18 protein-coding genes are annotated in these 22717 nt (G+C 32.6%); 1 reads left to right on the forward strand and 17 read right to left on the reverse strand.

What is annotated here, in order from left to right; translation table 11 throughout:
• Window positions 1-109: 109 nt before the first annotated feature.
• From leuS to WC663_03630, 17 genes are all read right to left on the reverse strand, one after another.
• Window positions 110-3130 (reverse strand): leucine--tRNA ligase, encoded by a 3021-nt coding sequence (gene leuS / locus WC663_03550; protein MFA6296403.1) that lies wholly within the window; start codon window positions 3128-3130, stop codon window positions 110-112.
• Window positions 3131-3176: 46 nt separating this feature from the next.
• Entirely contained in the window at window positions 3177-3419 is a 243-nt protein-coding gene (locus tag WC663_03555; GenBank protein MFA6296404.1) for a hypothetical protein, read from the reverse strand.
• 116 nt (window positions 3420-3535) lie between these two features.
• Window positions 3536-4294 carry a TatD family hydrolase gene (locus tag WC663_03560; GenBank protein ID MFA6296405.1) on the reverse strand — a complete coding sequence of 253 codons (759 nt, stop codon included), beginning with the start codon at window positions 4292-4294 and terminating at the stop codon, window positions 3536-3538.
• 45 nt (window positions 4295-4339) lie between these two features.
• Window positions 4340-4663 carry a hypothetical protein gene (locus tag WC663_03565; GenBank protein MFA6296406.1) on the reverse strand — a complete coding sequence of 108 codons (324 nt, stop codon included), beginning with the start codon at window positions 4661-4663 and terminating at the stop codon, window positions 4340-4342.
• Between the two features lie 45 nt (window positions 4664-4708).
• Window positions 4709-5053, reverse strand: a complete 345-nt coding sequence (locus tag WC663_03570) for an MTH938/NDUFAF3 family protein (protein MFA6296407.1) — start codon at window positions 5051-5053, stop codon at window positions 4709-4711.
• A gap of 99 nt (window positions 5054-5152) precedes the next feature.
• Window positions 5153-6232 carry a hypothetical protein gene (locus WC663_03575; GenBank protein ID MFA6296408.1) on the reverse strand — a complete coding sequence of 360 codons (1080 nt, stop codon included), beginning with the start codon at window positions 6230-6232 and terminating at the stop codon, window positions 5153-5155.
• Between the two features lie 57 nt (window positions 6233-6289).
• A complete protein-coding gene (gene metG / locus WC663_03580) occupies window positions 6290-7804 on the reverse strand; it encodes a methionine--tRNA ligase (GenBank protein MFA6296409.1) in 1515 nt (504 codons plus the stop codon).
• 5 nt (window positions 7805-7809) lie between these two features.
• On the reverse strand, window positions 7810-8457 hold the full coding sequence (gene rsmI, locus WC663_03585; protein ID MFA6296410.1) for a 16S rRNA (cytidine(1402)-2'-O)-methyltransferase: 648 nt from the start codon (window positions 8455-8457) through the stop codon (window positions 7810-7812).
• Window positions 8458-8657: 200 nt separating this feature from the next.
• On the reverse strand, window positions 8658-9812 hold the full coding sequence (locus WC663_03590; GenBank protein MFA6296411.1) for an AI-2E family transporter: 1155 nt from the start codon (window positions 9810-9812) through the stop codon (window positions 8658-8660).
• A gap of 17 nt (window positions 9813-9829) precedes the next feature.
• Entirely contained in the window at window positions 9830-11095 is a 1266-nt protein-coding gene (locus WC663_03595) for a pitrilysin family protein (protein ID MFA6296412.1), read from the reverse strand.
• 14 nt (window positions 11096-11109) lie between these two features.
• Complete coding sequence (locus tag WC663_03600) at window positions 11110-12084, reverse strand: GGDEF domain-containing protein (protein ID MFA6296413.1); 975 nt, start codon at window positions 12082-12084, stop codon at window positions 11110-11112.
• Window positions 12085-12182: 98 nt separating this feature from the next.
• Complete coding sequence (locus WC663_03605; GenBank protein MFA6296414.1) at window positions 12183-13496, reverse strand: glycine--tRNA ligase; 1314 nt, start codon at window positions 13494-13496, stop codon at window positions 12183-12185.
• A gap of 121 nt (window positions 13497-13617) precedes the next feature.
• Window positions 13618-14979, reverse strand: coding sequence for an FAD-binding protein (locus WC663_03610; GenBank protein MFA6296415.1), 1362 nt, complete (start codon window positions 14977-14979; stop codon window positions 13618-13620).
• Between the two features lie 122 nt (window positions 14980-15101).
• On the reverse strand, window positions 15102-16190 hold the full coding sequence (gene tgt, locus WC663_03615) for a tRNA guanosine(34) transglycosylase Tgt (GenBank protein MFA6296416.1): 1089 nt from the start codon (window positions 16188-16190) through the stop codon (window positions 15102-15104).
• Window positions 16187-16792, reverse strand: a complete 606-nt coding sequence (locus WC663_03620) for a TPM domain-containing protein (GenBank protein ID MFA6296417.1) — start codon at window positions 16790-16792, stop codon at window positions 16187-16189. Before WC663_03620 ends, tgt begins: the two co-directional genes overlap by 4 nt.
• A 47-nt stretch (window positions 16793-16839) precedes the next feature.
• The gene (recO, locus tag WC663_03625; GenBank protein ID MFA6296418.1) at window positions 16840-17616 is read right to left on the reverse strand and encodes a DNA repair protein RecO; all 777 of its coding nucleotides are present in this window, start codon (window positions 17614-17616) and stop codon (window positions 16840-16842) included.
• A gap of 577 nt (window positions 17617-18193) precedes the next feature.
• A complete protein-coding gene (locus WC663_03630; GenBank protein ID MFA6296419.1) occupies window positions 18194-21706 on the reverse strand; it encodes a class I tRNA ligase family protein in 3513 nt (1170 codons plus the stop codon).
• 426 nt (window positions 21707-22132) lie between these two features.
• Here WC663_03630 and WC663_03635 point away from each other — a divergent pair, with 426 nt between their 5' ends.
• A complete protein-coding gene (locus tag WC663_03635) occupies window positions 22133-22714 on the forward strand; it encodes a thioredoxin family protein (GenBank protein MFA6296420.1) in 582 nt (193 codons plus the stop codon).
• Window positions 22715-22717 lie beyond the last annotated feature (3 nt).

Raw genomic sequence — 22717 nt, forward strand, 5'->3', positions numbered from 1 at the left:
AAAAGTCCAAACCTTAGTCTGGACTTTTTCTTTGTCCGCCGAAGTTTTAACGAAGGCGGATTTTTATTCGAAAATTAATTCGATTTATTCGAAAATTAATTAGAGTATTTTATACAACTATATTAATCAATCTTCCCTTTACAAAAATCATTTTCTTAATCTTTTTTCCAACAATATATTTCATAATCTTTTCTCTCTTTTGCACAAGTTCACTTGCCTTCTCTTCAGAAATATTTGTATCAACTTCCATAAAATCTCTCACTTTGCCATTGATCTGAATAATCATTTTAACTTTTTCTTCTTTCATTTTACTTTCATCAAATAATGGCCAAGATGCTTTAAAAACACTTTCCTTATTCCCAAGCGTCTCCCACATTTCTTCACAAAAATGCGGAGCAAAAGGAGACAAAATAATTAACAAAGTCTCTATATCAATTTTAGAAATTTTATCTTTTTGCTTATCTAACAAATTCAAAAATTCCATTGATGATGCAATGATCGTATTATAATCCAATTCCTCAACATCATGAGTTGCTTTTTTGATTAATTTATTTCTCTGAATAACAAACACATCATCCTGAGTACCTAAGGAACTAAGTACCTGAGAAACTAAAAAGAAAAGTCTACCAAAAAAACGCTCAATTCCAACAACACCTTCATCTCTAAAATCGCCACCTTGTTTTAATGGTCCGATAAACATCAAATAAGTCCTCAAAACATCAGCGCCATATTTTTCAATATATAGATCAGGATTTACAACGTTACCTTTTGATTTTGACATCTTGGCACCATCTTTAATAATCAAACCATGCGCTCGAAATTTTTTAAAAGGCTCTTCAAAATCAATCATCCCTAAATCATGTAAAACCATTGTCACAAATCTTGTATAAAGTAAATGAAGTACAGCATGCTCATGTCCGCCAATATACATATCAACTGGCAACCATTTTTTTGTAATCTCTTTATCAAAAGGCTGATCTTTTATATCAACACTTGGATATCTCAAAAAATACCAAGATGAATCTAAGAATGTATCTGAGACATCAGTTTCTCTTTTTGCCTCTCCTCCACATTTTGGACATTTCGTATTAACAAATTCCAAATTTCGAGCAAGAGGCGATCGATCAGTTCCGTCAGGCAAATAATCATCAGTCTTTGGCAACATTACTGGCAAATCTTCTTCTGGAACTGGAATTATACCGCTATTTATAGAATCAGGAAATTCAAAAAGTATTTCCGGCAATTCTTTAATACCAGCAGTCTCATTGAAATGTCCTTTATTCTTAAATACACTAACTTTAGCATTTAAGACTTCATAGTCCTTTTTAACTTCTAAAGGAATATATGGATCATTATCAGACAAGTAAATTACTTTTTCTTTAACTAATTTAGACAGTTCATCTAATCCGATATTCAGTTCATTGAATTCCTTAATGATTGCTAATGCCTCGTCATCACAACCAGCATTCTTCAAATTATTCCAATTTAACTCACCTTGACTATTCCCAGTAGGTGCAACTAAAATCAATTTTTCAATATTTAACTTATTTTTCAATGCAAACTGGCAAGCAGCTGGAGCACCCAAACTATGGCCAATTAAATATATCTGGTCATCTTTTTTAATCGGTAATTTTTCCAGCGCAGAAATCCATTCATTCATCTTCGGATGCTCATTATTTGGCAAATCAGGAATTAAAACTTCATAGCCTCTATTTTCCATTTCTTGTTTAAACCAAGGGAACCAATTTTCTTTAGAATGACCATAAATTCCGTGCACTAAAATAATTTTTGGCTTTCTCTTAGCACAACTTTCACAATAAACGATTGGAATTGGCGGTCCCCAAAATCTTTGTCTAGAAATACACCAATCGCGTAATTTATAATTAACCACTCTCTGACCCCAACTTTTTTTTTCTAAGTAGTCCATTATTTTTTTAGTCGCATCATGAATATCTAAACCATTCAAAAAATCAGAATTAATCATTTTTCCTTCTTTTTCTTGAACCTGTTTTGCTTCTATAATTTCTGAAGTATCATTATCTTTTCCAATAACAACTCGGATAATCGGCAATTTAAATTTCTTTGCAAATTCAAAATCTCTGATATCATGACCAGGCACACCGACAACTGCACCAGTACCTACATTTCCCAAAACAAAATCAGATACCCAAATCGGCATTTTCTTACCTGTCAAATTATTAATACAATAAGCTCCAGTAAAAACGCCTGTTTTTTCTCGTCCCTCTTCAATTCTGTCTTGTTCACTTTTTGCTAATGATTTCTTAACATAATCTTCAACTTCTTTTTTATGCTCATCAGTAACCATCTCATTCAAAACTTTACTTTCTGGCGCCAATACTACAAATGTCGCACCAAAATTAGTATCTGGTCGCGTTGTAAAACAAATTATTTTCTTGTCACTGTCAACAATTTTGTATTCAATTTCTATGCCTTCTGACTTTCCAATCCAATTTTTCTGCGCTAATTTTGTCTTTTCTGTCCAATCAATTTTATCAATATTTTTTAATAATTTTTCAGCATAATCAGTAATCTTGAAAAACCATTGGCTCATATCTTTTTTTACAACTTCTGTTTTACATCTTTCACATAAACCAGCTTCAACTTGCTCATCAGACAAAACAGTCATACAAGAAGGACACCAATTCACAGCTGCTTTCTTTTTGTATGCCAATCCTCTTTTGTACATCTGCAAAAATAGCCATTGCGTCCATTTATAATAATTTGGATCATAGGTTTCCAAAGTCTTTGACCAATCATAAGCATTACCTATCATGTGTAATTGTTCATAAAATCTTTTCTGAGTTTTTTCTGCCATCACTGCTGGATGAATCTTATTTTTAATTGCAAAATTTTCTGAATGGATACCAAAACCATCCAATCCAATTGGTTCAAAAACATCATTGCCCTTTAATCTTTGATAGCGTCCATAAATGTCTGATCCAGTAAAAGCGTACATATTTCCAACATGCAAACCTTCAGCAGATGGATATGGAAACATCATCAAATTATAAAAAGGTTTGGCAGATTTTTTAACATCAACCTGATAAAGCTTTTCTTCATCCCATTTTTTCTGCCACTTTTTTTCTATTTTTTTAAAATCATATTTCATAGTATTCGAAAAATAATTCGATAAATTCGAAAATTAATTAGAGTGTTTAATTCGGTAATTCTTTCTCTTTCTTCTTTTTAATTACTGGCCTTTCCTTTGGCATGCCTGGATTAAAAGGATTTTCATTCTTTTTTTCCTTGTTTGGAATTATTTCCAATTCCGACTCAGGACCATATTCTGGACGCTGAGGTCTTTCCTCGCGTTCTTCCTGTTCTCGTTTTTCATCTTGTTTTGGAACTCCCATTTCATTCTCATCTTCGCCAAAAATATTTACTTTTTCTACTGACATAAATTTATAATGAATTATGAATTAAGAATAATGAATCAAGATTAGAATAAAGAATAATGAATCGAGAATTCATAATTCACAACTCATCCTTCAAATCATAATTCTTAATTCATGATTCATAATTCAAATAACTTAACTGCATTTTCAGTCGTTTTCTTCTCCACCTCATCAAAATTAATTCCTTTAATCTCTGCAATCTTTTTAATTACATATTTCACATACATTGGCTCATTTCTTTCTCCTCGAAAAATTTGTGGAGTTAAATATGGACAATCAGTCTCAACCATTATTTTATCTAATGACATTTTTTTGACAACTTCCAATACTTCTTCTTTCTTTTTATATGTAATTGCACCAGTAAATGAAATATAAAATCCTAAATCCAAAAATTTTTGCGCCATTTGCCAGTTGCTCAGATAACAATGCATTACTCCTTTAGCTTGTTTATCTTTCAAAATTTCATATGCATCTTCATAAGCATCTCGGCAATGGATAATCAATGGTAAATTTAATTCTTTAGCAATCTCAATTTCAGCAATAAATAATTTCTTCTGTTGTTCAATATTTTTTGGATCCTTAGTGTAAAAATAATCTAATCCGCATTCACCAATCGCCACTACTTTTTTAGTCTTTGCTAATTTAATAAAATTTTCCCTAAAATTATTATCAAAATCTTTCAAATCTTCTGGATGTACGCCAACAGTTGCAAAAATATCCTCATTATTTTCTGCAATCAGAATTGCTTGCTTACTTCGATCTAAATTTGCTCCAACATTAATAATTTTTTCTAGTCCATTCGCAAACGACCTTTTAATTACTTCATCTCGATCATTATCATAATCTTTAAAATCAAGATGCGCATGTGTATCAATCATATTTTTAACTTTTTACTTTATTTTTGACTTTAGATTTTAAATTCGTTAATTCTTCAGACCAGTACATCGCCAATTAATCTCAGCAGTCTTTTTTTTGACATCAATCACACAAGCCGGACTACAACCTTCTTTTTTAGTTTTTAAATCAATCCACCAAGTTCCAGTATTTTCATTGCAAGAAATTTTTGTTGTTAATCCTTCTTGGTTGCAACTACTTGCTTGAGCAATTTTTAAAGCATCACTTTGTTTCATTCCAGCAGAATCTTTCTTTGTTCCACAACTAAAATCTTCAATATTATTCGATGCACATCCACTCAAAATCAAAGAAGCAAATAATAAACATCCAGCAAAAACAATTTTTTTTCTCATAATTTTATATGTTATTTGAGTTAAAAAATCCTAAGCCCTAAGAAACTAACAAGTAATATGGAAAAATCCAACAACATCCCTACCCTCTTTTTCCAATCTATTATATTCTGCAACTGCTTTCGTAGTATCAGAAATTATAACTTCTAATCCTTTTTCTTTAAAAAATTCCTTTGTTGCATCAGGTACTTGCATTTCTCCTCCATCGCCTGTACCAATTACCACAAATTTATCTTCTTCATCAATATAATCTTTTACATCAATCACTCTTAATTCATGCCCTTCTTCTCGAAACCATTCCTTTGCCAAAATTTCGCCTGGCTTAATCACAATATCTGATTTATATTCTTTGCCATCAATTAACATTAAACCAAATTCATATCTTTCTATCATATAATTTTTTCCTTAATTTAATTCTAATATTATTTAAAAAAATTTTGAGGTTTAAAATGTCAAACGTTCAAGCGACCAAGTGTCAAGGATTCAAATATATTAGCGGGACAAAGAAACGCCCAAATCAGAATCAGCATTAACAGGCCCCCACCTAACCACAAACGCACCCTGAGCACCAGAGCCACCAAAACCAACACCAACTAACCCCCCACCAGACGAGCACTTTGCATACTTTGCAGTTCTAGCAGAAGCATTCGTCAAAACGCTTTTTTTAGCTGTATGAATAAAAATAACTTCTAAGGGATTAATTCTGTATTTCTGATTGATTCTAAGCTCAGATAATCGTTCAGCTGCTTTTTTCCAATTTCTTGCCATAAGCTGAGTTAATTCTGTCAATTTTGCATCACTGCATTCACTTAACTCATCAGCTGTTGCCAAGTTGTTTTGTCTTAAGTATTCTCTCAAAAATCTCGTTTCCTCAACATAGTTCTTGTTATTAGATCCTTCAATATTACCCTTGCTTAATAATTTCCAAGATAACTGATTTGAATCAGCTGTAAAAAAATCTTCTTTGTTACTGTCATTATAAAACCAACATTTATCAGTACCAATTTCACCAAAAAACAATTTTCCCAAACCTCGTCTCTCCATTTCTGGCTGAAACCTTTCCCATAAACTTTTCATTGTTACAAGCGTACCATCTTTGAATTTATCTGGAAAAAGAAAAAGCTGGAATCTTTCACGCAATTCTTCTTTCGATGTTCTTCTGATTAAATCTCTGATTTGCGGATCATTTAATTTTTCACGTAACATTTGATTAATTTTTTGTCTTTCTTCTGGTGTATATTCAAATAGATTTTCAACATTTCCATTCTCATCTTGAACTGTAAAATATGCTTCTATTTCATCTGGTCCCATATAATTTTCTTCACCAAATAGTCTTTTTGCTTCAATTCTTGGATCCGATTCAACCATTTTTTCTAATGCTTCTTTCAATTTTGAAACTTGCTCAAGCAACACTGGCTCGTCTCCTTCAAGCGCTTTTGCAATTTTATCAGCTTCAGCAACAAACTGATTTAATTGTTCTGTTTTTGCAATTTCAAAACCTGGAGTCTGTTTTTCTTTTCCAGGCCCATTAATATCGGCTAGTTGCGGTGATTGTTCTGGTGATAATGACATTATTATAATTAATTGTATTTTATAATCCTAAGTTCCTAAGAACCTAAGTACCTAAAATTAAATACGTGGAAATAAAGCTTGGCCTTTTTTAACTTGTAAATCTAAATCAAATCGTTTCCACTTTTTCAATTTAGCATACTCTAATTTACTCTCCTCTTCCCACATCGAAAATTGTGTCAAAATCTTTTCTACTGTTTCGGGCAAAAATGGATAAATCATCCAAGCAACATGTCTAATTATTTCAATTAAATTTAACAAAACCATTGTTGCCTTTTCATCATCCGATCCTATTAATTCCCATGGTTTTTCAACAGATATATATTCATTAGCAAATTTTACTAAACTAAACGTTGATTTCAAACTTTGATCAACTTTATTCTCTTCCATGAATTTTTCATAATTTTTCCAAGCATTAGCAACCAATCTTACAGCTTCTTTATTTGCCAAAACATTATTTTTATTTTTTTTCAAATCTAATTTCAAATACATTGCTGTAACTCTGCTCACCAAATTTCCTAAACCATTTGCCAAATTAGCATTAAATTGTTCATCAAATTTTTCTGCTTTAACATCACCATCTTGACCAAAAGGAAATTGAGAAATAATCAAAAATCTCGTTGCATCAGAACCATATTTTTTTACCAAATCATTTGGATCAATTGTATTACCAATCGTCTTGCTCATTTTTTGACCGTTCACAGTAAAATAACCATTAGCAAAAATTTGTTTTGGTACAGAAAGATTTAAAGCTAATAACATAGCTGGCCAATAGATCGCATGAAATTTAATTATATCTTTACCCATCAGCTGCAAATTTGCTGGCCAATATTTTCTAAATTTTGAATCATCAACATTTCCATATCCTAAAGCAGTAATATAATTTGATAATGCATCAACCCAAACATAAATCACTTGGCTTTCATCCCATGGCACTTTTATACCCCAAGTTACTTTTTCACGAGATACAGAAAAATTTTCTAACTCCTGCTTAAATAATCCCAATACTTCAGTCTTAATATTTTCTGGCTCAATCTTAATTTTATCTGTCTCAATTAATTCTTGAACCTTTTTAGCATACTTGTCTAATTTGAAAAAATAATTTTTTTCCGAAATTTTGTCTGGACAAATTTTGTGATCAGGACATTTACCATCAACTAATTCTTTTTCAGTCAAAAACTTTTCACAACCAGTACAATATAATCCCTCATATGATCCTTCATAAATTGCATCTGCTTCTTTCAATTTTTCAATAAATTTCTTTGCTCCAATTTCATGACGTTCATCTGTTGTCCTAATAAAATCGTTATTGGAAATATTTAATGCATCCCAAAGTGAAGTATACAAAGCAGAAATTTCATCACAAAATTGTTTTGGAGTTTTGCCAACTTTTTCAGCAGACTTTGCTACTTTTGCGCCGTGCTCATCAGTGCCAGTCAAAAAAAATACTTCGTCACCAATAAAGCGATGATATCTAGCTAAAATATCAGCTGCAATCGTTGTATAAGCATGACCAAGATGAGGCTTGTCATTCACGTAATAAATTGGAGTTGTTATATAAAATTTCTTTGTCATAAATATTAATTTTTTATTACCACTACAAACTCTCCTTTTTCTTTAACTTTATCCATAATTTCTGAAACTTTTCCTCGATACACTTCTTCAAACATTTTTGTCAATTCACGAGCCACAAATACTTCTTTATCGCCAAGTTTCTCTAAAATATCATTTAATGTTTTTTTGATTCTAAATGGCGACTCATAAAATATTATCAATCTTTTTTCTGTCTGTAAAGATTTAAACATTGTTTCTCTGCCTTTTTTCTTTGGCAAAAAACCCAAAAAAACAAATTCATTAGTATTAAAACCAGAAATAGAAATAGCCGAAATACAAGCTGAAACTCCAGGAATAGATATTACTTTAATATTATTTTTATACGCTTCATTAACCAAAACATCTCCAGGATCAGAAATAGTTGGCGTTCCTGCGTCAGAAACTAAAGCAATATTTTTGCCGTTTTTTAATTCATTAATCAACAAATCAATTTTCTGCAATTTGCTATATTGATGATAAGAAATTAATGTTTTACTAATTTCATACCTCGCCAATAATTTTGAAGTCACTCTAGTATCTTCACAAGCAATCAAATCAACGCTCTTCAGAATCTCTAAAGCGCGCAAAGTAATATCTTTCAAATTTCCAATTGGCGTTCCAACCACATACAATATTCCCATAATTTAACTCGTCATCCTGAACCGTAGCGAAGGATCCCGTTAATCAACAAAAAATCACGGGATTCTTCGGCATTAAATTTGTTGATATCAACAAATTTAATCCTCAGAATGACAATATTAATTTTATTTCAGCGTCAAATCAATGTTAGCAATCAGCGCCGCATCAGCGTTCGAAATCAGCGTCAAATCCGCTTCTACGAAACATCTTTCTTCTCTGGCGGAATCTCTGTTGTCCTTTTCGTAATATCTTCTTTTTCAACTTTTACACCTGCTAATTTTGGTTCACAAAGTTCTGTTTTTAACTTGTCCTCATCTTTTTTATCTCTCTCGTCAAACATATCTCGTAAAAAAACAGACAATAAAGTTGCAGCTGGAACAGCCACTATTGCACCCAAAATTCCAGCTAATTTCACAGCAACTAATATAACTAAAATAATCACTAACGGATTTAATCCAACAACCTTTTGCATTATTTTCGGAACTAAAAGATGATTTTCCAATTGCTGAACTAAAAAATATAAGATTATAACAAACAAAGCCAACAAAGGAGATTGTGCTGATGCAATCAAAACTGCTGGAATAGCAGAAATTACTGGACCGATATAAGGTATAACCTCTAAAAGACCCGCAACTAATGCTAATACCAAAGCATATTTAACACCCATCAGAGATAAACCTATATATATTACAACTCCGATAATTAATCCTAATAACAACTGACCTCTCAACCATTTACCAACCTGAAGCTGCATTCTACCAACCAAATCTTCAACATAAGGACGATGGCGGAATGGCACGATTGATCTAATAAATTTTTTAAAGCTTCCTTCTTCAACAATAAAATAAAATGACAAAACAAAAATCATGACAACCGATAAAATTCCACCAAATAAACCAGAAATCCAACCGTAAACACTTGATGCTGCACCTCCTACTTTATCCTCTAATGAAGTCAGGATTTCTTTTGCCTTATCTAGACTCTGCTCTTGAGAATACCCCGTAAATTGCGAAATTTTTTCAAAAACAGTTTGGAAATAATTTGGCAAAACCTCAATTAGTTGCCTTGTCTGCTCAATCAATGGCGGAACTAAAAGATAAAAAATCAAAGCAATCAAGCCAAGTAAAATCAAGAAAAGAAAAAGAGAACTGATACCACGAGGAATTCTTTTTTTCTGAAGCCAATCAATTACTGGATCTAATCCAGAAGCAATCACAATAGCAACAAAAATCAATAGCAGAATATCCTTGACTGCAAATAAAAACATCAACAATAAAACTATCAACACTGCCCTCAAAAAAGTAGCGTAAGAAACATCAAAAACTACTTTACGATCTAAAAATTTTTGCATATAAATTTATATTAAAATTACAAACTCAACAATTTTAAATATTCATCCTTATTCTCTATCGGTCCAATGATTGATAAATTCAATTTTTCGTTAACAAAAATTTCTTGAGCAATTTTTTGAACATCTTCTACTGTTACTGCATCGATTTTTTTAAATTTTTCTTCTATGGTCTCTATTTTATTTTTCAAAACTTCCTGCATTGAAAAAAACATTGCTTTTTCATCAGAAGATTCCAAGCCAATCAAAGTCCTGCCCTTAATAAATTCTTTTGCCTTTTTTAATTCTTTTTCAGAAACTTTTACGTCTTTTATTTTTTTAAATTCATCAATACAAACCTTTATTGCATCATCAGCATTTTCATTTTTAACACCAGCTTGGACAACCATATATCCAGAATCAGTATATTCCTCTGAATTTGCCCGAACATAATAAGCTAATCCTCTTTTTTCTCTAATTTCCGAAAATAATCTAGAGCTCATTCCGCCACCTAAAATTACTGACAACAATAACAATGGATAACGTTTTTCCGAAAACATATCAAAGCTTCTTACTCCTAAACATAAATGCGTTTGATCAGTTTTTTTATTAAAAACTAAAATCTCTGACTTTTCTTGCTTTTCAATAACTTTTTCTTTATCAACTTTTTTTCCATCGATAAACTCACCTAAATATTTTTCTGCCAAATCCATACTTTCTTTTTCATCAATATTTCCAGCCATACAGACAACTGCATTTTTTATCAAATAGTGACTTTTAAAATAATTTACAAAATCATCACGCTTGACTCCCAAAATTGATTCTTTATGTCCAACAATTAATTCTCCTGCTGGTGTATTTCCATACAACAATTTTTCAAATAATTCAGAAACATAATTGGCTGGCATATCACGATACATATTCATTTCTTCAATTATAACACCGCGTTCTTTTTCCAATTCACTAGCATCAAATTTAGAATGTAATAAAATATCAGAAACAAAATCAACGCCTCGCTCAATATGCTTAGAAGCAACCTTGGCATAATATCCAGTATATTCTTTTGAAGTAAAAGCATTGTATTCTCCTCCAACCTCATCCAAATATTCTGAAATTGCCATCGAATCTGGTCTTTTTGTAGTACCTTTAAAAAACATATGCTCCAAAAAATGCGATAATCCAGCTATCTTGTCAGTTTCATATTTTGAACCAACTCCAAAAAGAACTAAAAAAGTTGCTGTATCAATATCTTTTACAGGCACATGAATAAATCTCAAACCTGATTTTAAACTTGTTTTTTTATACATAATTATTATTTATTTTATGTCTCTTTTTTTGCTAAATTTTCATTTAAATATAATTGATAATCAAGCCTTGCCTGAATTTTTAATGTTTCTTCAAAATTGGCTAAAAGATCTGGATAGGCTGCATATCTATCCAATTTTCTCGCATTATCTTCCCTCAAATTCATCAAAAACCAATCTTCGCCTTTTTCTTTTTCCTTCATTTCTTCACTATCTGTTCTTATCCATCTATTTCTTCCATTTCTTTTTGCCATATAAGCAGCAAAATCAGCATCTTTTCTTTCATCAACAAATGGCATTTTACTATCTTCTTTATGAATTATTTTTACTCCAATACTTGCAGTTAAATTACCTAAATCATGCCCTAAATCAATTGAACGAACAGAATCCATGAAACGATTCATTACTTTATCAATATCTCCTTCCTTTACTCTTGTTAATGCAAAACAAAATTCATCGCCTCCACCCATTCTACCGCCAAAATCAGTTTTCCTTCTCTTTGACATCGAAACCTCTCCAAATTCTCCGACTTTAAGATCAGCAGCATCATGACCTAAAATATCATTTGTTTTTTTAAATTTATCCAAATCAACTGCTAATAACACCAAAACTTCACCAGGCTTATAATTATCCATATGCTCAATTTCAACATCAAACAATCTAGCAAAAGTTTCTTTTCTCCAAAGACCAGTTAATTCATCCTTTTCGCCATTAATTCTTTCTTGAGCCATTTCTCGAGCTTGTTCCTTCAAGGATTCTAGCTGTTCTCTAAACACATCCTCTGGCACACCCTTTTTTGCAATAGCCGGACCAAATCGTCTTTCCATTAAATCTACATAAATTCTTCTCGCTTCTCTGGCCTCTACTCCTTTTCCTCCATCTTCCAATTCTTCAGTAGTTGGAACTTCTTCGATCCCAGGTCTTGTAAAAGTTCTTCCTTCTTCTCCTCTTTCTTCTTCTGGATTAAATGTAGGCACATCACCTGTTGGCATATTTTTTCAATTATATTTTATAATCAAATTATACTAAAAATTATTCATAATGTAAAACAAAAACCGCTCAAAATATTCAAGCGGTTTTTAAAATATTTTTAATATCCTATTTTTTTCTCAAAATAATCTTTTAATCCCTCAATTTCAACTCTTTCTTGTTCCATTGAGTCTCGATCTCTAACAGTCACTTTTTTATCTTCCAAACTATCAAAATCAATAGTCACACAATATGGTGTCCCAATCTCATCTTGTCTTCTGTATAATTTTCCAATACTTCCAGAATCATCATACATTGAAACAAATTTTGTTTTTAAATCATTAAATATTTTTCTTGCCAAATCAGTAATTTCAGTTTTATTTTTTGCTAATGGTAAAACTGCAATTTTAATAGGTGCAATTTTTGGATGAAATTTTAATACCACTCTAACTTGATCTTTAACGGATTCTTCATGATAAGCATCTACCAAAAATGCTAAACAAGCTCGATCAGCACCAGCTGAAGTCTCAATAATGTTCGGAACAAATTTTGTGTTCAGCTTAGTATCGAAATATGACAGGTCTTGTTTTGAAGATTTTGCATGATTAGAAAGATCCCAATCACCACGATCATGAATACCTTCTAATTCTTTATTATCAAAAGGAAAATCATATTCAATATCAAAAGCAGCTTTAGCATAATGCGCTAAATCTTCTTTTGCATGTTCATGAAATTTTAATTTTTCTGGATTTATGCCAAGATCAACATACCATTGCATTCTCAATTTTTTCCATTCTTCAAAATATTTTTCATTCTCACCTGGTCTTATAAAAAATTGTTGCTCCATTTGTTCAAATTCTCTCATTCTGTAAGTAAAATTACCTGGTGTAATTTCATTGCGAAAAGCTTTTCCAATTTGTGCAATACCAAAAGGAATCTTTGGTCTCATTGTATCTAAAACATTTTTAAAATTAACATAAATACCTTGGCAAGTTTCAGCCCGAAGATAAGTAATACTTGAATCATTTTCAAGTGGACCAACAAATGTCTTCATCATTAAATTAAATTTTCTAACCTCGCCCAATTCACCACCACATTCTGGACATTTTGTAATTGCTTGCTCCTTCAAATGATCTGCGCGAAACCTTTTGTTGCATTTTTTACATTCTGCCATTGGGTCTGCAAAACCAGCTGACAAATGGCCAGATGCATACCAAACTTTTGGCGACATTAAAATCGAAGCATCTAATCCGACAATGTCTTCTCGATCATGAACCATTGTTTTCCACCATTGTTGCTTAATATTATTTTTTAATTCAACTCCAATTGGACCGTAATCATAACAAGAAGAAAATCCACCATAAATTTCTGAAGACGGAAATATAAATCCGCGTCTTTTTGCTAATGATACAATTTTATCCATTAAATTTTCCATATAAATCACTTAAACACTAAAACACTCGAAACAAAAAAACAATCAAGTATTTTAGGTTTTGTTTATAAATTTACAACTAAATTTTACCATAAAAAAACTGGATCATCAATGAAATCCAGTATTACGAAAAGTTCTTCAAAATTCCACGAGCTGCAATCACTCCAGTTGCAGCTGCTCCAACAATATTTCCAGAAACACCAGCACCATCACCAGCCATAAAAAGTCCAGGCATTTTTGTCATCAAATTTACATCAGTACCAATTCTTGATGACCTAGGTTTCAATTCTGGTGCATACAAAAGAGTTGAACCATCATTAATACCAGGCATTACTCTTTCCAAAATTTCCAATCCCTCCAATAGATTTGTCACAATCCTTCCTGACAATGCCATTGCAATATCACCCGGCGTTACATCCTCCAAAGTTGGACGAACATTGCTCTTTCTAATTCTATCCCACGTACTTCTCCTACCTGCTCTCAAATCAGCCAATCTTTGCAAAACTGGTCTTCCTCCACCCAAAGTCGTCGCAACTTTCGCAATAGCTTGAGCATAAAGCGTTGTATTCTCTATTGGCGCATCCAATTGCACTTCTGTCAAAAAAGCAAAGTTTGAATTGCCAGAATCATGCTTTGAACTTGAATGACCATTGACACCTACAAAACCTTCATCATAATTCTCTGTTGCAACCTTACCTCCAGGACAAGGACAAAAAGTCCTGACCAAATCATCATGAGTAGGAGTTTGGATTAAAAAGATTGCTTCATACATTACATCTGCATATTTTCTCATAATTACTTCTGGAAATTCAACTCGAACACCAATCAACACCTTTTCATAGCTCAAACCAAGATTAAAATGCTTAGCCAATCTTTGTAGCCAAGTTGCTCCAGGACGACCAGGTACCAACAAAACATTATCTGCCAAAATAATATCTCCACCACTTATTACTACACCCTTGCATTTTCCTTCAACTTCATGAAGTCTCTCAATAAAACAACAAGTGCGAAAAACAACTCCGTGTGCAATCAGATGATCCTGAAAACTTTGCATTACTTTAGGCAATTTGTCCGAACCAACATGTCGAACTCTTCTTGGAACCAACCTCATTCCCTGAATCAATGCTTCATCAACCAATCTTCTCACTACATCTTGATCTTCATCTTTTGGAAAATAATTTTCTGGAGCACCATGTTTTGTAAATGACCTATCAACGCCATCAACAACTCTCTGGTATTCTGACAATCCAACTAAACTCAACATTGTCTCATGACTCAAAACAGGCGTCACATGAAGCTTTCCATCAGAAAAAGTCCCTGATCCACCTACGCCATTCATAATGTCTTTCTTTGTTCTATCTTGAACCAGCTTACCTTTCTCAACAATACAAACCTTCAAATCAGGCCTCATCGAAACCAACTCATACGCTGCAAACAAACCAGCCGGCCCAGCACCTACGATCACAACATCGAACTTGTCTGGCATCTCCTTCCTCCCTTGTCCGCCGAAGTTCCGCAGAACGAAGGCGGAATTTGTCCACCTAGCTCCGCAGAGCGAAGGCGAACTCGTTGTCCACCTAGCTAAACGAAAGCAAAAACGAACATTGTCTAAAGTACGTTCTCTCTAATCTCATCCATTAATCTTATATAAAATCTCAAATTATGTAATGTTGCCAATCTTTGTCCCAAAAAACTTTTTGACATAAATAAATGCCGTAAATAACTTCTTGAATAATTTTTACATAATTCACAATCACAATTCTTATCAACAGGTTTAAAATCTTCTTTGTATTTTTCATTCGTAATATGCATTGCCTTATATTTCACAGTTCCTTTTTTTAAATTTACATTTTTCAAATCTGTAAATAACATTCCATGTCTTGCATTTCTAGTTGGAATAACACAATCAAACATATCAACACCCAAAGACACTGCCTTAACAATATCTTCAGGATATCCAACGCCCATCAAATATCTTGGCTTATTTTCTGGTAATAAATTCGCAGTATATTCAACCATTTTATTCATTTCTTTTTTTGATTCACCAACTGCCAATCCACCAATTGCATAACCATCAAATCCAATTTTAATCAAATCTTCAGCACTTTTCTTTCGCAAATCTTTATATAATGATCCTTGCACAATTCCAAAAAGAAGTTGTTTATTTGTTTTTTTGCTTTGTTGTTTTTTACAAAGATCAGCCCAACTTGTCGTCCTCATAACAGCCTCTCGTGCAATATCATAACTAGCCGGATTTTCCACACATTCATCAAGCACCATCATAATATCTGAACCAAGATCTTGTTCAATCTGAATCGCCTTTTTAGGAGTTAAAAAATATTCTTTACCATCAATATTTGATTTAAATTTCACACCATCATCAGAAATTTTTCTAAATTTTGCCAAACTAAAAACCTGAAAACCACCAGAATCAGTCAATATTGGACCATTCCAATTCATGAATTTATGCAAACCACCGGCTTTCTTAATTAATTTTTCACCTGGCCTAAGCATCAGATGATAAGTATTACTTAAAATTACTGGCGCTTTAATTTCTCTCATCTCATCTGTAGTCAAACCCTTAATAAATCCTGATGTTGCAATCGACATAAAAAAAGGAGTTTTTACTTCTCCATGTGCGGTTTTTAATATACCGATCCTCGCTTTATTCTTTTTTCCAATCAATTTAAAACTCATTTTTCTTTATTATAAATTATTCTTCGCCTTTCTTGTCTTCCATAAGCTGAAGCAATAATTATAAACAATACAACAAACAAAAATATTACTCCGAAAACCAAATTATTGCTTGATTTAGACTGTACGCCATTATACTCCCCTTTTAAAATCTTTTCTAGGTTTTTTGCTCCTAAATCAACTGCTTGCGTATAATTGCCTTCCAACAATGCCGGATTTATTCCATTAGAAACCAAGTCATCAATTTGTTCCTGTTTTAAATTTTCACTTAAACCATAGCTTAATTTCAAAGCTGCTTCTTTTTTTTCAGAACTAATTAAAAACAAAATTCCTTTATCTTCTCTTCCACCAACATTCCATTGTGAAAATAATTGGTCAGCATAATCATTCATATCTCCTTTTACCGGCAAAACAACAATTATCATTCTAGCTTGATTATTTCTCTCAAAATCAACTAACTTCTGTTCTATATTATCTACATTATTAAAAATTCTCGAATAATCATTAACTAGCTTATCGGATTTTTCCGGAAAATCTTCAGCATAAATAAAACAAGGTAATGAAAATAACAATGCAGTTATAAATAATAATTTAATTAATCTCATATAATAAATCGAGTTGCTCAGTTATTTAATTATTAACTTGAAACAATTTAGCCATTTAGCAATTTAACATTAAGCCTTTCAACATCATTTAACAACTTCTTTGCCTTACATTCTCTTTCCAAATTAAATCTAATAAATTGATCTAGCACTTTTTCAATTTCCAAACTTAATTTTCTTTCAATCTTTAATCTTTTGATATTTTCAAAATTATTAAGTTCCAAAAAATTCAAAACTTTCAAACATTCAAAAGATATCTTTAAACTCTCGCGATCTACATCAAAACAATCCTTGCAAATCAAACCGCCTAAAAATGAGCTGAAATAATTTTCCCTATCCTTTTTACCACATTTAACGCACTTTTTCAAATCAGGCAAAAATCCCAAAATATGCAATAATTTAATCTTAAAGCTGCTCAAAATTAAATCCAATTTTTTATTTAACGCAATTTCACAATTTACTGCATCTAAAGTTAAAAACAATAAATCGTACAATCTTGTATCCTTAAAATTTTCGTGAGTAAATTTATCAACTAATTCGCAAACATAATAAGCATGCGAAGCTTTATCTAAATCAAAGCACAAATTTTTAAAATGACAATTTTTTTCTACAGAAGTTACGATATCAAAACCTTTGCCTTCAGCCAAAATCAAATTTACACTTCCAAATAATTCCAAATGCCCACCAAGCTTAGAAGTTGTCTTTCTAACTCCTTTTGCTAAAGCCGATATTTTTCCCATATTTGGAGTAAAAATAGTCAGAATTTTATCTGCTTCTTTATAATTCACTCTTTTTATGATAATTCCTTTTGTCTTGTATGTAGGCACAAATTAATAACAAAATAACTAAATGCTAAATAACTAAATTATTATAGCATAAACAAGATGGTCAAGTAACTTACCTGTCAACTTTTTAGCCTTAAATAAAAAAACCAGCATTTCAAAATTAGCTGGCAATATGTGCTAGTACATCGCTATATGTTTTACAGTAAGGATACTTTTTAATTTGCTGAAAATCGGCATACCACAAATATACATTACAAACCAGACCACAAACAACTGCCCAAAAGATCGAACAATAAAGCCAAATATTCGAAACAATATCTTTCGGAATAGAACTAGAAAAAAATACACTACATACACTACAAGGAAAAAGAATAATAAAAAAGAAAACAATCATAAATGCAATGGCAAAAATTTCAGTAATCAATGCTTGGTAAAACAAAAATTTTGACATACAACGAATACAATTATATAAAAGAACAAACAATCCTTTCATCTCCTCCTCCTTTTCCGACGTTCTTATCTAAATCTATAATAGTTAATTTTAATTGAAAAATCAATAAAAAAAGACAGATAATTAATTATTTACCTGTCTTTTTATCTGTTCAAATTATTTGTTCAGCTATCTCTTCACTCCAATCCATCCTTCTTCTTTTCCAACTTTCACATCTTTACCCAAATCAACTTCCTTCTTACCCTCTTCAAGTTCAGTTGCTAAAGTTTCTTTCTCAATATATTTCTCAAATTTTTGACAAACCTTCTTGCCTTTATCGCCTAATTCAAAACAAACTTTAATTCTATCCGCAATCTGATAATCAGCTTCTTTACGCATAGATTGAATTTGTCTAACAACTTCACGAGCTAAACCTTCTAATTCCAATTCTTCAGTCAAATCTGTTTGCAGAGCAACAACTACATTGCCATCGCCTTCAACTTCAAAACCTTTTTCCTTAGAAATATACTTTTTCTTATTCTTTTTTTCAATAACTTCAAAATCAATTTTCTCTACAAATTCAATTGCCTTCACATTCAATTCGTCTTGTAAAATAGCTACAAGATCATCACTTACTTTTCCACTTTTTACGTTTAACATTGCTAATGGTTGTCGTGCTTTCATCTGCGCTTTTGCACGTGCTGCCAAGCCTAATTTCGCAATTGTCCTTGTTAAATCCATTTCATTATTTAATTTCGCATCAATCAAACTCAAATCTGCTTTTGGATAGTTGCAAAGGTGTACGCTTCCGATTTCTGACGTTCCGACGCTCTGACGCTCCAAATTCTGATACATTTCTTCAGACACAAAAGGCACGACAGGCGCGATTAGTTTCACAAAATTAGTCAAAACAGTATATAGCGTTTGATAAGCTTGATTTTTATCATCATCATTTTCACTCTTCCAAAATCTTCTTCTTGATCTTCGAACATACCAATTTGCCAAATCATCCAAAAATTTCTCGCATTTTTCCATTACTCTTTGCGCGTTAAACTTGTCCATTTCTTTATTGCATTCAGCAATCAAAGCATTCAAAGCCGAAATAATCCACTGATCAAGTTTATTGTTCAGCATTAATTTACTATTTTCTGCAGGTTTAAAGTTATCAATGTTCGCATATAACACAAAAAAGGAATACACATTCCATAACAAAATTAATTTGCGTCTAATCGCTTCTGCCGATCTATAACCAAATCTAAGATTGTAAGCTGGATTTTGCACACAATACATCCATCTCATTACATCAGCACCCATTTTTTCTGCTGCTTCATCAAACCAAATCGCATTGCCCGATGATTTATGCATTGGCTTGCCTTTTTCATCTCTTACCTCTTCATAAGCCAATACTTGCTTATATGGCGTCTCATCTTCCAATGTTACAGCCATAAACAACATCGAATAAAACCACAATCTAACTTGAGCGCGCATTTCACAAACAAATTCAGCTGGAAACCATTTTGCCCAATATTCTTTATCACTAAAATACTTTAAAGTTGAAAATGGCACAATTCCAGCATCAAGCCAGCAATCTCCAACATCTTTGATTCTTGAAACTTCTTTGCCACATTTTGGACAAACTATCTTTAATTCATCTATCCAAGGACGATGCAATTCAGGAATTACCGTACCATTTCCTAAAATATTAAATTCATGCGCTTTTGCATTTTGTGCTGTAACTTTCATTACATTTCTCATTTTGTCTCTACCTTTCATTATTGCTTCCAAAGCAGCTAATACACCATCATGAGAAACAATTACAACTGTTTTATTCTTATGCTTGGCAATTATTTCTTCATAAAAAGAAAGTGCTCGAGAAAAAAGATCTTTTATTGTTTCGCCATTTTTTCCAGCTTTTATATCTTGAGTTTGCTCAAAGAATGCAGTTAAATCTTTTTCAAAATTAGAGACTTTCTGTCCCGACCATTCACCAAAATTTTGTTCTTTCAATCTTTCATCTTCAACTAATTCAATGCCGCAAATTTGAGCAACTTTTTCAGCAGTTTTTTTGCATCGCAAAAACGATGATGTGTAAATTACATCAACACCTCTTTTTTTCATTTCCAATGCTAATTGTTCTGCCTCTTCTAGTCCTTTCCAATCTAAGTTTGAACCTGGCATTATTGAATCAACCTTGCCTTCAACATTCCACTCGCTTCTCCCATGCCTTGCTAAAATTAAATTTGTTGATTGCTGATTTGATAATTCTAAAAGCTCTTTTCTTGATTGAACAGCAGTTACTTCTCCACATTCACATTCATAAAGAGGCAATGGCAAACCCCAATATCGTTTACGAGAAATTACCCAATCGCCCATATTATCAAGCCAATCTTGCATTCTCTTTCCAACAGATTCTGGCAACCAACCAACCTTTTCAGCAGCTTTTTTCATTGGCTCTCTTACTTCTGAAACATCAATAAACCACTCTGAAACAGCTCTAAATACTAATTCTTCTTTGCATCTCCAACAAAATGGGTAGCGATGTTTAATATCCGCAGTCTTTAAAAAATTGCCTTTTTCTTTCAAAGATGAAAAAATTTCTTTCTTAATTGAGTGAACATTTTTTTTGTTCAGCCAATCAAAACCGTCAACATAATTACCAAACTCATCAATTGGCGCGATAATCTTCAAATTATTTGTTTTTGATAATTGATAATCCTCTTCACCGCACCCAGGAGCAATATGTACAATTCCAGTACCTTCATCCTCACCAACATCTTCCCAAGCAATTACTTTATGTTCGACTCCAGATTGCACAGGCAATTCATCAAATGGACCTTCATAATGCAAACCTAATAAACTTTTACCATCAACCTCTTCCATAATTTCAGCTTCACCCAAAACTTTGGCAACCAAAGCTTTAGCAATAATATATGTCTCACCATCTTTCATTGCCCGAACATATTTTACTTTTGGATTTACAGCCAAAGCCACATTTGCTGGCAATGTCCAAGGAGTTGTTGTCCAAACTAAAAAGTATTCGTTAATTTCAGCTTCTTCACTTTTTCTTTTTAACTTAATATATACTGCCTCATGAACAACTTCTTTCCAACCATCATCTGACAATTCATGTTGTGACAATGCTGTCCCACATCTTGTACACCAAGGCATTACTGAATATCCTTTATACAACCAACCATTTCTTTTGCATTTTTCTAAAAAAGTCCAGATTGCCTCAATATTATCATCTGAATAAGTATAATAAGAATTTCGCCAATCCATCCACTGTCCTAATCTCTTTGATTGTTCAGTCTGAATTTCAGAATATTTTTCTATTCTTTCTTTGCATGCTTTAGAAAAATTATCCAAACCAAATTTTTCAATCTCTTTTTTTGAATTAAATCCTAGATCTTTTTCAACTTCTACTTCAACCCATAATCCTTGGCAATCAAAACCATTCTGCCAACGCTGATCAAATCCTTGCATTGCTTTGTAGCGTTGAAAAACGTCTTTCAATGTCCTTCCCCACGCATGATGCACTCCCATTGGATTATTAGCAGTAATTGGACCATCAATAAAAGACCAAGGCTCTTTGCCATGATTCTTTTTTTGCAATTTATAGAACATGCGATTTTTATTCCAAAAATCAAGAACATCATGCTCTAATTTAATAAAATCTTGTCTTGGATCTACTTTTTTAAACATAGTTGACAAATATTAATTAATATAATAATGTAATTTACAAACAAAATGTTCTTTCTAAGCCACGAAAGTGGCATCACAGGAGGAAATAGGTGAAAAAAACTAGACTGGTCATATCCAAAATCTTCGGATATTCAGGAGCTGTACTTTTCATACTTTGGCTTGTCGTCGGCAACTTTCACAACATTCAGAATTTGTTTTCTAGCGAAACTATAACATATTCCCGGCTCAATTACGAAATGAATCAGGAAGGTTTTCTTATGGTAGGAGCATTTATTCTTGGCGTAATCGGAAACATTCTTGATCCAAATCCTCCAAAACCATCAAAATTAAAAGAACCCGAACCTTTATTTTAAACCACTTAACGTGGTTTTTTTATTTCTATTGACAATTATTAAATAATATGATAATATAATATATAGGCAAAAAATGTCTTTCCCAAGCCACGAAACAACATGCAACGACAAAGGAGAGAAACAGATGAAACTCGAACTGCTCGTTCTAGCTCTCACCCTCATGCTCACCTCCTGCATTCCAGTCGCAGAGGTACAACAGGTTCAGCAACCTCAGTACGTTCAAGAAGTACAACAAGAACAGATCGTGTTCCCGGAAGGTTCTCGCCGATACGACGGTGTGCGCTGGATCGAGATTCATTCTGAAAAGGAATTCTGGAAGCAGATCTATTCGGCTCCAAATGTGATCGTCATGTTCAGTGCAACGTGGTGTGAACCCTGCAAAATTGCCAAGCATTACTGGGAAAACCAGTCAGCACCCGCCGGCTGGAAGTTTGTATACTGGCAGGCAAACAATGACAAAGAGCTGGCATCTGTCAGCAAATTGGCTCGATCTTTCTGCACAAAACAAGGTGAATACGCTTTTCCAGTCCTCGCTGCAATTCAGAACGCAAAGGTTGGGAAACAGATCAAAGGACCAACTGGCGTCTTGAAGGGCAGTTTCGTCGGATTGGATGAAACTACAATCAATTTGAAAAAATGGCTCTCTGTTCACTAAACC

The sequence above is a fragment of the Patescibacteria group bacterium genome, assembly GCA_041662665.1.
GTDB lineage: Bacteria > Patescibacteriota > JABMPQ01 > JABMPQ01 > JAQVVF01 > JAQVVF01.